This window comes from Rhodopirellula maiorica SM1, from assembly GCF_000346295.1.
Lineage (GTDB): Bacteria > Planctomycetota > Planctomycetia > Pirellulales > Pirellulaceae > Novipirellula > Novipirellula maiorica.
In genome coordinates, this window is sequence record NZ_ANOG01000464.1 from 1 (window position 1) to 14481 (window position 14481).

The window sequence follows — 14481 nt, forward strand, 5'->3', positions numbered from 1 at the left end:
GGATTGTTTCTGTCTGCGAAATCATTCGACGTTCAAAACGATACGTTCTACGTCGACCGTGACAAATGGTTAGCGATCAACCCCGATCAACGCAAACAGGCGACTGCGAACACCACGTTCCAGTTTCCCACTGGGACCTATGACATCACACTGCATGCGATCGGCGAAAACGATGGCAAGTCGACGTACCGCGTTGAAGTGGATAGAGAACAGGTAGGCGAATTCACCACGGTGCTAAGCAACCAAACCGCCGAAGATGCCGCCAAGTACCGCAAAACGTGGGAAAACGTCGCGATCACCGATGGCGCGATCATCACGATCAAAGCGACCACAGGTAGCGAAGACGGCAAGGAATTTTCACGTGCTCGATGGGCTGGCATCACGTTTACTCCCGCAGACGCCGAGACTCGCAAACAAGCCAAACCACATCTCGCCAAGCAAGCAGCGAAAGCAGACAAACAAACGGTCGCATCCACAGGCAGCCCGACCAAACCCGTCAGCAACTTGCCACTAATTCTGCCTCGCGGAACCGACGGCGACGCCAGCGTGACGGTTTCAGGCGAAACGAAACAGTGGCACAAGATCACGTTGGATTTGCAAGGCCCGTTCGCACACGAGCAAGACAATTCGCCCAATCCGTTCACCGACTACGCAATGATGGTCGCGTTCAAACACAGCGACGGAACGACCTATACCGTCCCTGGCTACTTTGCCGCTGACGGAAACGCTGGCGAAACATCGGCAGAATCAGGCACAACATGGCGCGTTCATTTCGCGCCCGACCGCACCGGCGAGTGGACCTACACGGTTTCCTTTCGGCAAGGTCCATTGGCGGCGCTGGACACCGATCCGGCGGGCGCTGCTTTGTCACCGTACGACGGCAAATCGGGTCGGCTTCGTGTTGCCAAAAGCGACAAGCAAGGCCGCGATTTGCGTGGACTTGGACGCCTAAACTATGTCGGCAAGCACTACTTGCAATTTGCTTCAAGCAAACAGTACTTCTTAAAGGCGGGTGCCGATGCTCCTGAAACGCTGCTCGGCTATGCCGACTTTGACAACACCGTCGCAGGCAAACCGGCCAAGGTGCCACTGAAAACATGGGCTCCCCACATCAAAGACTGGAAATCCGGTGACCCAACGTGGCAAGACGGCAAGGGCAAAGGATTGATCGGTGCAATTAACTATCTTTCCGGCAAAGGCTGCAACGCGTTTTCGTTCCTGACCTATAACGCGGGCGGCGACGGCGACAATGTCTGGCCCTTCATCCAACGCGACGACAAGTTGCACTATGACTGTAGCAAACTGGATCAATGGGGCGTTGTGTTTGACCACAGCACCGCCAAAGGAATGTACTTGCACTTCAAGATGCAAGAAACTGAAAACGACGACAAGGTTCCTACCTCACTCGACGGCGGCGACCTCGGCGTTCAACGCAAACTGTATTGCCGCGAGTTGATTGCCCGCTTTGCTCACAACTTGGCGCTCAATTGGAATCTAGGCGAAGAGAACACCCAGTCCACCGAGCAGCTCAACGCGATGTTGTCGTACATCGACGCGTTTGATGCCTACGATCACAACCGAGTGGTACACACATTCCCAAATCAACAGGATTCTCAGTACGAACCATTGCTTGGGAACAAATCGGCGCTGACCGGGGTGTCACTTCAAAACAGTGGAATCCACGATACGCACTGGCAAACGGTAAAATGGGTCGACAAATCACGGGCAGCAGGGAAACCGTGGGTCGTCGCGTTTGACGAATCTGGAACTGCGGCCCACGGGCAATGCCCCGATCTGGGCTACCGCGGCTTCGACGGCCGCGACAGCAAGGGCAAGATGACGTACACCCAACACGAAGTCCGCAAGCAAACCTTGTGGGGCACGTTGATGGGCGGTGGTGCCGGTGTGGAATACTACTTTGGCTATGCCTATGCCGAGAACGATCTGGTGTGCGAGGATTGGCGAAGCCGTGATCAGAGCTGGGACTATTGCCGTATCGCCTTGAACTTTTTCCACGACAACGACATCCCGTTTTGGCAGATGTCCAACCACGATGCGTTGGTTGACAACGCGAAACACAAAAATACGAACTTCTGTTTCGCTAAAGCTGGTCAAACCTATGTGGTTTATCTGTGCGACGGTGGCACCGTCGACCTTGACCTCCGCAACGTCAAAGGCGACTTTTCGGTCCAGTGGTTCAATCCACGAAGCGGCGGTTCGCTACAAAACGGATCAGTCGAAAAAGTCAGCGGCGGCAGCAAAGTCAATCTTGGCAAAGCTCCAAGCGACCAAGAGCAAGACTGGACCGTCGTGGTGCGAAAGCAATAAGTGGGATAGGCTTCCGGCCAGTCACCGGGTTCCGCCCCTTGCCCAAGGATACTCCTTTGGCAATGAAATGAGCCCTTCCTGATTTCACCTTCCCGGCAATGCCGGGAGGGTTCAGAAACAAGTCTTCAACGAGACTGCTCTTGCTGCGTTGGAAACACGTGACTAGACTGAAAAGGATGAAGAGCCCTCTTTTTGCCGTCATGCTGATCGCCCTTTTGGTGGCGTGTCCAGTGCGTTGTCTTTCGTGTGATGCGAATGCAGCGGGGGGCAACGAGTCCGCACCGACCGTGTGTTCGTGCTGCTCTCATGCCGAGGACGCTCCTACATCGGATCGCACGAATCAATCGTCCGATAGTGAGTGCGATTGTCCAAATTGCATTTGCGAAGGCGCAGTGCTCGAATCGGGTGTCGAACTTCCCGACACAGCAAGCATGATCGTCGATTGGATTTCGGTTCTGCAAATCACCGTCGCCGAGCCGAGCCACGTCGACACCGCTGAGCGTCAAAGCTCGTGCCAATATTCTCTTTACGGTCGCGCTGCGCGAATTGCGCACCAATCTTGGTTGATTTGATTCGACCCTCTTTCTGATCTCGCCTGCCACGAGATACGAGGCTCACACAGTGATCCTCGACCGTGTGATGTTCGAGTAGTGGGATTCGCCAGGATTCCAACGTTTGCTGCTGCAACATCAGGAACTCGGCGCGGTCCCACAACGAAAGCAAATGGCATTGAGCTCGCGCTCAACTGCTAGCCATGACCTTCACCCTGAACCATCACGACCCAACATGCTACTTCCCTGGGAATACGGCGTTCGCAATCTGGCTCGGCGGCCACTGCGTACCGCATTAACGCTCGTTGCACTGGCAACGGTCGTGATGCTGGTGTTTGTCGTCGTTGGATTCATTCGTGGACTGGAACGGTCGCTGGCGGTCAGCGGCGACCCCAACGTGGTATTGGTGTATTCGGTGAACTCAGAAGAGAACATCGAGAACTCATCGATCGCCGCACGCACCCCATCGCTGATGGTCGCCAGCTTGGACGGCGTCGCGCAGAGATTTGGGGTCACATGTGTCTCACCGGAATTATATTTGGGCACGCGCGTCAAAACCGAAGACGGCGCGGGCGGGTTGGGGCTAGTGCGTGGCGTCAAATCGACCGCCCCGCTTGTTCGCCGAAGCGTCAAATTGATCGATGGTGATTGGCCGCAGTCCGGAGAAGTGATCGTGGGTCGGTTGGCCACTGCAAAACTTGGCAGTTCTGATGATGCGTTGAGCGTGGGAAACCAAATCGAATTCGAAGGCCAAACTTGGAAAATCAGTGGTCAATTCGCCGCGGAAGGTGCCGCGTACGAATCCGAAATTTGGTGCGATCTCGAAGACTTTCAAATCGCAACCAAACGCCAAGATCTAAGCTTGGTTGCGATGCTACTTTCCCCCGGAAGCTCCGCGGCGGAAGTACAGCTGTTTTGCAAAGAACGTACTGATTTGGAACTGCGGGCAATCCGCGAAACCGACTACTACGCAGCGCTTCAGCAACACTACAAACCGGTCCGTTTGCTGGCGTGGTTTGTTGTCGTGCTGGTTTCCGCCGCGGGAATCTTTGCCGGGTTGAACATGATGTACGGCGCCGTGGCAGGTCGCGTCCGAGAACTGGCGACGCTGCAAGCAATTGGATTTCGGCGACGTGCAATCTTGATCAGTTTGATTCAAGAGGGCGTATTGCTGGCCGCTTCGGGTTCGCTGTTGGCAGGAGCCTTGGCCCTGACGATGCTCAACGGGATGGCCGTGCGATTCACGATGGGGGCGTTCACGCTGCGAATCGATAGTGTGGCCATCCTGATCGGATGTGGGGTGGGTTTGATGTTAGGCGTGCTCGGAGCATTGCCGCCCGCGATCAAGGCACTGAAGGCCGAGGTCGCGACCAGTTTGAAGTCCATTTAACAAGTGTTTGTTTTTTCAAAGAAATCGAAAGGTTTGAAATGAAATTGATGTTTAGTTTTGTAGGTCTTTGTTTGTTCATCGCCGGTTGCAATCCCGCAACCGAAACAGCAGCGACGCAGGATGGGAATGCAGCGGAGCAGTCGCAATTCATTAGCGCCACCGAACCCGAAGGTGCGATGGCGGTCGGCGACGCTCGGCAAAGTGTCGAAGATGACCAGTCCGTCACGCTGGTCGGACTGATCGGTGGATCGAGCAAACCGTTTGTCGAAGGGCTAGCCGCGTTTACGATCGTCGACGCCAAAGTTCCGTATTGTGCTCCGGATGAAGGTTGCCCGACTCCGTGGGACTACTGTTGTGAAACCAACGCGGTCAAAGACAACATCGCCACCGTGAAGGTCGTTGACGAGAACGGTAAACCAGTCGCCAGCGACGCGAGAGAGTTGTTGAACGTAAAAGAGCTATCGACGGTCGTCGTTCAAGGGACTGCGAAGCGAGACGACCAAGGAAACTTGACCGTCGCAGCGAGCAAGGTCTACGTCCGACCTGAGTAGAAAGAAAAAGAAGGGGAGAGGGGGAGCAAGCAGAGCTCTCCCAACTCCCAACTCCCAACTCCCACAACACCTGTATTGCAAACATGACCCGCAGCCAACTTGATCTCAGCCAACTCGCCATGGATCGTTCACCTCGCGGTGAAACGACAGCGGCGCACACTTCGCGCAAGCGATGGGTGTCACGGTATGGGGTGCCGATTGGGATTCTGGTTGGCTTCGTGATGTTGATCGGCGCAGCCGCCGGACGACGATTATTGCCGCAACACGCGGTCACGGTCGTTCCTGTGATCGTCAAGCGAACCGAGCTGCAACCTTCGGGAACGCCGTTGTTTCAGGCCGCTGGCTGGATCGAACCACGCCCCACCGCAATCCGTGTCGCCGCACTCGCATCCGGAGTCATCGAAGAACTATTGGTGGTCGAAGGACAAAGCGTGAGCAAGGGTGAACCGATTGCGAGTTTGATTGCGATCGACGCCGAGCTTGCTGTCGAACAAGCCAAGAATTCGCTCGCCATCCGCGAAGGCGAACTGAATCGGGCGATTGCCGAACGGGATGCTGCAAAGATTCGCTTACAAAACCCGGTCCACTTGCAGGTTCCCTTGTCGGACGCCGAGAGCCGGTTGGCCAAGGCCCAAACCGAGCTGGCGAAATTGCCGTTCTTGATCGAAGCGGCCCAAGCCCAAGTCAAATTTTCGCTCAGCAGCATGCAGGGAAAACGAGCTGCTGAAGAGGCGATCGCTCGACGTATCGTTCAGCAATCCGAAAGCGAGTATGCAGCCGCAATGGCGAATCTACACGAGCTGCAGCAACGTGGGCCCAACATCCAGCAAGAGGTCAAAGCATTGCAAGGCAAAGTGGATGCGTTGCAACAGCAGCTCGAGTTGTTGGTCGAAGAGACACGACAATTACAGGAGGCGGAAGCCAAGGTGGCGTCGGCAATCGGGCTGCGAAACGAAGCGAAACTGAGACTACGACAAGCCGAGTTGACTCTCCAGCGGAACACGGTGCTGGCACCGATGGATGGACGTATCCTCAGTCTGGTCGCCTCGCCCGGAACTCGAGTTACCGGAATCGATGGTTCGTCCGGTCAAGGAAGCAGTACGGTGGTCGAGATGTACGACCCCGAGCGGCTGCAAGTCCGAGCCGACGTACGACTCGAAGACGTCCCGATGGTGACTCGCGGCCAAAGCGTCGAAATCAAAACAGCCTCCTCCGACGGCGTGATCCAAGGGCGTGTGCTGCAAATGACAAGTTCAGCGAACATTCAAAAAAACACGTTAGAGGTAAAGGTCGAACTGATCGATCCTCCGCCAACCGTCAGCCCCGAAATGTTGGTCACGACAACATTCCTGGCACCGATCGTTGCCGTATCCAATGACGAGATCATACAGAGCGAACGGGTGTTTGCCCCGCAACGACTGATTCAATCGAGCGATGAGAGATCGTTTGTCTGGATTGTCGATTTTGATCAACGCGCCCAGCGGCGAAGCATTGAGACCGGCAACCCAGCTGCCGACGGATTGATTGAAATTCAGTCGGGATTGAATGTGACCGACAAACTGATCGCCACGGGACAGGATGGTTTACAACCGGGCAAACCTGTGATCGTTACCGGCGACGCACCTTCGATCGAACAATAACACAGAAAAAAACGACACAGCAGCAAAACGACGGAGAGCACGATGGCATTGTTGGAACTGCGAGGCGTATGCAAAAGCTTTCGCAAAGGCGACGAGACGATCACACCACTGGACGACATTGATTTGGATGTCCAATCGGGTGAGTTCGTGTCATTGATGGGACCGAGCGGCACCGGCAAAAGCACGCTATTGAATCTGGTCAGCGGCATCGACAGCCCGGACTCGGGAACGATCGTGGTCGATGGAACGGAGATTACAAAATTGTCTCGCAGCAAACTTGCGGATTGGCGTGCCGCCAACTTGGGATACATCTTTCAAACGCACAATTTGATTCCTGTATTAACGGCATACGAGAACGTCGAGCTGCCCACGCTGCTTTTGAAACTCACCTCGACTCAGCGTCGCCAGCGAGTCAATTTGGCTTTGGAAGCGGTGGGGCTGAGCGACCGAGCCAACCACTACCCACGTCAACTTTCCGGCGGCCAAGAGCAACGCGTCGGCATCGCCCGTGCGATCGTCGCACACCCAAAAGTCGTCGTTGCCGACGAACCCACCGGCAGCCTCGATACGGAAACCAGTGAACAGGTCCAAGTCCTGCTGCAGCGACTCAACAAAGAACTCGATATCACGATGTTGATGGTCACTCATGATACCGATGCTGCGAAAATTGCATCGAGGCAACTCGTTTTAGATCGTGGCAAATTTTTGGAAAGCGCCCCTACGAACTCTTAACGGACTTCTGCCTAATGACTTCTTACATTCTAAAAACGTTATGGCGTCATCGCACGCGAACGCTGTTGACCGTGACGGGTGCTGCGGTGGCGATGTTCGTGTTCTGTTTTGTGGGTTCTGTGCAAGAAGGTTTGCAGCGGCTGACCAGCGGCACGGATGCCGATCGTAGCTTGATCGTGTTCCAAGAGAACCGTTTTTGTCCCACCACCAGCCGGTTACCGGAGGACTATTCGGGCAGGATCAAAGAAATCCCCGGCGTCCGCGATGTGATGCCAATTCAAGTATGGACAAATAATTGTCGTGCGAGCTTGGATATTGTGGTCTTTAACGGAGCCGATCCCGCGCAGATTCAAGCCACGCGCCCGCTGTCGTTGATCCAAGGCAGTTGGCAACAATTTGCAACGCAACGCGATGCGGCGATCGTCGGTCGCAATGTCGCACAGCGTCGCGGATTGAAAATCGGTGACCAGTTTTCGATCGGGGATATCTCCGTCAAGGTCGCAGGCATCTTCGCATCGACCGTTCCATCCGAAGAGAACTTGATCTACACCAGTTTGGCATTCCTGCAGTACACTCGCGGGTTGGATGCTGCGGGATTGGTCACGCAGCACGAAGTTTTATTGAGCGACGATGCCGACCCCGACCGGGTTGCCGCGGAAATCGACGAAACACTTCGCGCCGGTTCGGTCGCGACGAAGACGCGTCGCAAAGGAGCGTTCCAGGCGAGCACGTTGTCGGATTTAGTCGATTTGATCGGCTTTGCACATTGGCTCGGCTACGCTTGTGTCGGGTTGGTATTGTCGCTTGTCGCCACAACGACAGTGATGAGTGTGCAAGATCGCATCAAAGAGTACGCGGTGCTGCAAACCATCGGCGTGCGTCCGCTGCGAGCGATGCGTTTGGTATTAGCCGAAAGCACGTTATTGTGTCTTGTCGGGGGAACCACTGGCACGCTTGTCGCGCTTGTGGCGTTGGCATGGGGCGGATTTGCGATTGGTGCGGAAGGCGCAACGATCGCATTTCGGCCATCGATTGGCTTGGCGGTCACCGGCTGCCTTGTCGCGGTGGTCGTCGGCATTGCGGCGGGAATCGCCCCGGCGGTGCAAGCGGCGACCGTGCCGATCGTCAACGCACTGCGACAAGACTAAATAAAAAAACGCGGTTACCATCAAAAAATGGCAACCGCGTTGGCGTTGATTCAGATCTCTCGACGCAGCACGATGCGTTATCGGTTATTCGATGTCGAGAGCGTTTGGATGTCAAAGGTTTGGCCGGCGATCTGCACCTGTTCTGCCAAGATCACACGGTGTTCAGCTGCTCGCACGGGGAATCCGCGGAGGGTGACCTTGGTCGCAGGTTCGATTTTGAATTTGTAGGTGGACGTCGGCCCCAGGTCGACCAGTTGACGCTCGCCATCGATCGAGACCACCGCAATGTAGTGGTCCGCCGAACCAATCGGCGTACTCTTGATGTCGACGATTTCACCGGTCAGATTCAAGCCGGCGGCCCGATCCACCTCGAACATCTGCCCGCCTTCGACTTGAAAACTATCGGCGATTAACAACTGTTTCTCACCAATCGTTTCGAATACTCCCACCACCTCGATCATGCTGCCGACTTCGACATGTTTGCCGCGGAGTGCATCGGCGGGTCCTAGATCGATCGCGAGAGTACGTTCGTTTTCCTCTTGGATCCCCACCAATAGGTTTTCGTTGCCATTCACCTCCGCTTTTTTGACGAATGCAATTTCGCCTTGGACATTGTGGCGACGCGCATCCTCAGGTCCGCGATACGTATCACGTGCATGGTTGGCGCGAGTATCACGATTGCGAGCATCCGCATTGCGACGTTCATCCCCGGCGGTTGTGTCTACCTCGACTTGAACACTCGCATCGTCATTCCCACTGCTGTAGAAATCATAGCGATCGTATTCGTCGTAGCGTCCATCCGCGTCGCTGTCGCGGTAATAGGACCGCGAATCGTAGACGCCGTCGTTGTCAGCATCAAAATACCGAATTGCGCCGGCATAGCGTCCTTCGGTCGGCTGAGTGTAATAGGTGGGCGTATAGGTGTAGTAGTCGTAGAACCAAGTGTTCTGCGCGGTTTTGTCTCGATACCCAAATTGCCCATCCCCGATCCGAGTGGCGGCATCCACGGTTTGGCCAATCGCGTTGGCGGCGCGTGCCAACGGAGCGACTCCGTTTTGCCGAATCCAAGGATTGAGATCTTGCCACGTCCCCGCCGAGTAGTAGTCAGCGCGGTTGGCTTGCCGTTGTAATTGGCGTGCGTTTCGTTCAGCACGACGTTCCAGTGCCCGCTGCGTCTGGGCCTCGACCGGCATTGACGACAGCGCCGTCGTGACAGCAGCACTCAATAGCAAAGCATGTTTTAGCGTTTTCATATTCCAGACCTTGTTAATTTGCGATGTGATATTCTCAATAAAAAAGTCCGAACCATCTTCAGTGAAGACAGCCCGGACGATTGCTTAGATTGAACTGTTAGAATTTGCGTTATTCTTGAGTTCCATTGACTTTCGCAGCGGCTTGGACACCGGTTTCAAGGTCCGCCGAACCATTTTGGTCGACGTTTCCAGCACCGGCACCTGCAGCGTCGAGGTTAGCGTCGGCATTTCCAGCATCCACGTTGGTGGAAGCTTCGGCGCCGGCTTGGACATTCGTGTCCGCATTCAAATCGGCAGCAGGGCGAGCAGGTGCCGCGAATTCCTCGTCACGGTTCTGAGTTCCGTTGTCTTGCATTGGCTGCGGCGTGTTCACCGAATCGCTACCTTGATCGTAGCTTCCGTAGCCAGCGCGATAGCTATCGCCCTGTGTCGCAGCATTGTCAAAATAGACACGTTGGCCGCCGACGCAGATATATTCACGACCGCTTGCATCATGACGCAAGGTGTGAACGGCACCGGTTGTCGAGTGACCACCGATGTAGCCGTTCGAACCAGCATACCCACTTGAATAGGCCGCTTGGCCATACGTTTGGCCATAAGCTTGACCATGTTGGCCGTGGATTTGGCCGCCGTAGGCGTTTCCGTAGCTATGACCATAAGCGTTGCCGTAGCCATAACCTTGGCCTTGGTAACCATGTTGGTTTTGACCGTGGTAGTAGGCTCCTTGGTTGTTGACACCAACCGATCCTTGTTGGTTTCCGTTGAAACGCGCTCGGTTTTGTGCATTGATCGATTGCGACGACTGGACGTTCGCATTGACGCCATTTTGGCCATTCACATTGGCCCTGCCATCGACACCGACTTGACCATTGACGACACCTCGCTGGGTGCCTCCGTTGTTCCAACCATCAGTCGTAGCACCTTGGATGCGATCGACTTGATTGCCAGCCTGCGAAGCGGCAGCATTGGTTTGATTACGAACACCATTGACTGCATTTCGGGTTGCATTTTGTGCTTGTCCCGCAGCGCGATCCAAGGCACCTCCGACTTGGGAAGCGGCGTTGCCGGCGATATCTTGTGCTCCGACGACGGCGCCTGCGGCAAGAGCACCCAAACAAGCTGCGGCAGTAAGTAGTTGTCTCATGTTAGTTGTACCTGAGTTGAAAAATGGGGAGAGGGGAGAAAGCAGAGACCTAAAACTCGTTCTGCTGCTTTGATTGAACACTTGTACGAGGTGAAGTGAAAAGCAACTCGCGCGCCGAACCCTCTCACGATCCAATCAAAATTTGCTTCTCCATTCGAATTCCCCGCTCTCTGTTTTGTCGTCATGGGAAACAAAGCGAACGAACCGGCAGGGGTTCGATTGCGTGATCGATTTGAGACCATCGACGCAACGCCGACTGGCTGATGATCAATCGCAAAAACGATGAATCGGGCTGATTAGGACGACAACGGGCAACCACGCTGAAATCGAAAATCATGTACAATCGCCAAAACAAGGTGGGCGGGTTCGTCGCCCGCCATTTTCACCCCCACTTAGCCCGAATCCGTTGTGAACGCTGAAACGATGGACGGTGAAGACCCGTTCCAAACCCAACCGAGTCAGACGCAAACCGAAAATCGAGGCCGCTATCAGTTTCGCCGCGCCCTCGCCGTTGGCGGACTTGGGGTCGTTTCGATCTACTTTGACACCGAGCTAAATCGCGAAGTCGCGTTGAAAGAGATCCGCGAGCAGTGTGCGGACGATCCGCGGCATCGCGACAGCTTTTGTGCCGAGGCCGAAGTCACCGGGCTGCTCGAACATCCTGGCGTCGTTCCGATCTATAGCATGGGCACGGGAGTGAACGGACGCCCGTATTACGCGATGCGTTTGATCACCGGTAGCGAGCTGCGGAATCACATCAAACAATTTCACGAAGCAGTCGCGGCAGGCAAGGAATCGTTTGTCGGACCACGGCTGCGCCAACTGCTGCAGCGATTAATCGACGTATGCAACGTGCTGCATTATGCCCACAGCCGCGGCGTGCTGCACCGCGACTTGAAATCGAACAATGTGATGCTGGGCCGCTACGGCGAGACACTAGTGATCGATTGGGGGCTGGCGAAAACCACGGGAAGCAGCGAAGTCGAATACGAGTCCACGCCCGCCGCGACGGAACCGCTGCCCGAATCGCCCGTCTCGGTCAGCAGTTCCAAGCTTGACGACACGCGTGTCGGTACTGCGATGGGGACAATCGCTTACGCGCCCCCCGAACAGCTCAATGGACGAATCCAGGACATCGACAGCCGGTCGGATTTGTACAGCATCGGGGCGATGCTGTACGAGATTCTGACCGGCAACCCGCCGTGCAAAGGCATGAGTCTGACTCAGGCACTCAAAGCGATCGAATCGGGCTCGATCCCCGCGGCCATTGAGGTCCAAACGTCGACGCCTCGCTCACTCAACGCGATTGCTGCTAAATCGATTTCGAGATTGCGAGAAAATCGCTATCAAAGTGCGGGAGAGCTTCGAGACGATCTACAGCGATGGCTCGATGACGAACCGGTGTCGGCTTATCAAGAATCTCCACTGGAACGTCTCTACCGATGGAAACGTCAACACGAAACGTTCGTGCGTTGGGCCACGGTGTCGCTGATCCTGTTGACGCTGACAAGTTTATTTGCCGTCCACCGCATCAACCAGGCACGCAAACAACAACAGCAAGCACGCGGCGAAGCGACGGAGCTGTACAAATTGGCTCGTCAAGCCACCGACCGCTTACTTACCGGAGCCAGTGAACGGCTGAAAGAAGTCCCCGACGCGACGGATGTTCGTGAACAATTGCTCACCGACGCCGCCGAGTCCTATCAACGAATGGCGGAGTTCCCATCGCGTGAACCCGAACTGCGCCGCGAATCGGCGGCCGTCTCATTGGAGCTTGCCAAAGTGCAACGCGAACTCGGGCTCATCCCTAACGCTCTGGCTTCGCTTTCAAATGCCAGCAAGATCTTGCAAGAATTGGACACCAAGCAGGACCACAGGATGTTGGCACGTGTGATGATCGAAAGCAGTCGTCTGCATGCCGACCAGGGCGACACCGCAGCGGCCACCACCACGTTGACCCGAGCGATGCCGATAGTGGATCAAGTCATGATCGATTCACGCACTTCGGCCGATGCACTGCTTTTGCGTGGACAAGCGATGATCCAAAAAGGGGTGATCGCGTTTGACGAACAGCGATGGTTGCCCGCCGTCGAGGCATTCGAATCAGCAAGCCGTTCGCTACGAGATGCGATGGACAAGTCAATCGAGCCTGGATTGAATCGCGAGATTCGTTTTGAATTGACGCGTGCACTCAACAACGAAGCGTTGGGACGATTGGAATTAATGTGGTCTACCCAGACCACCGACAAGCGGATCGCGGATCGCTATCAAGATGCAATCGAACAAGCCCGTTGGCTGGTGACTCGTGACCCGAATGATATTGCGGCAGCCAAAGAATACGCGTTGTTGCTGCGAAACTATGCCGAGCATCTTCAGTTGGACGTGGCCGACATCGACGGCGCAAAATCATTGTTCGCTGAATCGATCCAGTTCTTTTCAGGCATGGTCGAAAAGTACCCTGCGATTCCGCAATTGAAAGAACGTCAGGTGTTGGCGTTGACCGGACTTGGAAATTTGCTGATCGATCAAGGCGATGTGGATGCGGCGATTTCTCAGTACGAACGTGCCGTAAAATTGGCCGACCAGATGTTGCTGCAAAATTCAGTGCAGCTTTCGTTTCGCCGTTGTGCTGCCCAAGCTTATTTGGCCCTGGGAACATCACTCGTGTCCAGCAAACCAGCGGTCGCTGAAGCCAATCTACACAAGGCAATCGAAACGCTACCCAACACTAATGAAACGCTCGATTGGGCTGACGAAATTCGCCAGAATGCAGAACAGACGCTAAAACAGCTCGATACGGTTGACGTCTCCTGAGACATGTCATTCGAAAACAAAAATCGGTGAGCCGCGGGCCGCCCGGTTGCCGCAAGTAAAACGTTCGAAATTTATCGGCCAGCTTGCGCCGCTCCGCTATAAAAACTGAAATTTACCGGGCGGCTCGCGCCGCTCCGCTATGAAAAACACTGTTATCCCGAACCTCGATGCTTGGACCATTCAACATGCTATTTCATCAATTGTTGGTCGCTGCCACGATTGCCAGCACGATGATCACTCCGTCGGTCAGCCCTAGTCGCCCAAGAACCGCTCGGCTAAGTCGTGGACCGGCGTGGACCGATTTTCGTTCGCTGGCAACGAGCGAGGAAGCGAAGAACCTCGCCAAAGAGAGTCTCGAAGGTAAAAAGCGGATCGCCGTGGTGGCGATTTCTGAATCTCAAAACACACAAGACTCTCCGAGTGACCTCAGTGTGTTTGCGACGCTCGTGCGTGAGGGGATGCGGTTCTCAGACCAACTCGTGCTTGTCGATACCGCCACCACGGACCGTTTGTTTGCCGACGCCAATACGGTTGATGCAGCCCGCTCGGTGGCCGAGCAGCACAACATTGACTTGATCGTATGTTGCCAATGGCGTTCGCCTTCCGAAATAAAACTGGTGCTCTCGAAAGACGATTCGCCACTTGAAACAAAGGTTATTTCACTTCCGGATGCCGACTCGTCGATTATCGCCGCAGCGATCAGCGCCCGTACCGATGTGATGAAGTCGTTCGATGCTTTTCCTGATAACCTTCGCAACGCGATCGAGTTGGCCCCTAACGGCTCGCTTAGCAGCATCAAATTGTGGTGTCGCGGAACGCAACAACTGCGACGCGTCGTCACGATCGAGGATCCTGAGCAGCGAAAAAGAAATTTGCCAAGCAATCTTAGCGACCGCCGATCAAGCCATTGCCGATTCACCCGGTCTGATC

The 14481-nt window shown here is 55.1% G+C and carries 11 protein-coding genes; 9 read left to right on the forward strand and 2 right to left on the reverse strand.

Features of this window, described 5'->3' with window-relative positions; genetic code table 11:
- The first annotated feature begins 3 nt into the window (after window positions 1-3).
- The 7 genes from RMSM_RS14615 (at window position 4) to RMSM_RS14645 (ending at window position 8340) form a co-directional block, all read left to right on the forward strand.
- On the forward strand, window positions 4-2328 hold the full coding sequence (locus tag RMSM_RS14615) for a DUF5060 domain-containing protein (protein ID WP_008697465.1): 2325 nt from the start codon (window positions 4-6) through the stop codon (window positions 2326-2328).
- Window positions 2329-2528: 200 nt separating this feature from the next.
- A complete protein-coding gene (locus RMSM_RS14620; RefSeq protein WP_144057656.1) occupies window positions 2529-2900 on the forward strand; it encodes a hypothetical protein in 372 nt (123 codons plus the stop codon).
- 214 nt (window positions 2901-3114) lie between these two features.
- The gene (locus tag RMSM_RS14625) at window positions 3115-4269 is read left to right on the forward strand and encodes an ABC transporter permease (RefSeq protein WP_008697469.1); all 1155 of its coding nucleotides are present in this window, start codon (window positions 3115-3117) and stop codon (window positions 4267-4269) included.
- 38 nt (window positions 4270-4307) lie between these two features.
- Window positions 4308-4820: a hypothetical protein gene (locus RMSM_RS14630; protein ID WP_008697471.1), complete on the forward strand. Its 513-nt coding sequence runs from the start codon at window positions 4308-4310 to the stop codon at window positions 4818-4820.
- Between the two features lie 83 nt (window positions 4821-4903).
- Entirely contained in the window at window positions 4904-6460 is a 1557-nt protein-coding gene (locus RMSM_RS14635; protein WP_008697473.1) for an efflux RND transporter periplasmic adaptor subunit, read from the forward strand.
- Between the two features lie 42 nt (window positions 6461-6502).
- A complete protein-coding gene (locus tag RMSM_RS14640) occupies window positions 6503-7192 on the forward strand; it encodes an ABC transporter ATP-binding protein (protein WP_008697475.1) in 690 nt (229 codons plus the stop codon).
- A 14-nt stretch (window positions 7193-7206) separates the two neighbouring features.
- Window positions 7207-8340, forward strand: a complete 1134-nt coding sequence (locus tag RMSM_RS14645) for an ABC transporter permease (protein WP_008697476.1) — start codon at window positions 7207-7209, stop codon at window positions 8338-8340.
- Between the two features lie 77 nt (window positions 8341-8417).
- Here the strand turns inward: RMSM_RS14645 and RMSM_RS14650 are convergent, their stop codons facing one another.
- The gene (locus RMSM_RS14650; protein WP_008697477.1) at window positions 8418-9593 is read right to left on the reverse strand and encodes a hypothetical protein; all 1176 of its coding nucleotides are present in this window, start codon (window positions 9591-9593) and stop codon (window positions 8418-8420) included.
- 109 nt (window positions 9594-9702) lie between these two features.
- Window positions 9703-10737 (reverse strand): hypothetical protein, encoded by a 1035-nt coding sequence (locus RMSM_RS14655; RefSeq protein ID WP_008697479.1) that lies wholly within the window; start codon window positions 10735-10737, stop codon window positions 9703-9705.
- Between the two features lie 408 nt (window positions 10738-11145).
- Between RMSM_RS14655 and RMSM_RS14660 the strand changes: the two genes are divergently transcribed.
- Both RMSM_RS14660 and RMSM_RS14665 read left to right on the forward strand, forming a co-directional pair.
- Window positions 11146-13551 (forward strand): serine/threonine-protein kinase, encoded by a 2406-nt coding sequence (locus RMSM_RS14660; protein ID WP_008697483.1) that lies wholly within the window; start codon window positions 11146-11148, stop codon window positions 13549-13551.
- Window positions 13552-13736: 185 nt separating this feature from the next.
- A partial coding sequence (locus tag RMSM_RS14665; RefSeq protein WP_144057657.1) for a hypothetical protein occupies window positions 13737-14481 on the forward strand: 745 nt, incomplete at its 3' end.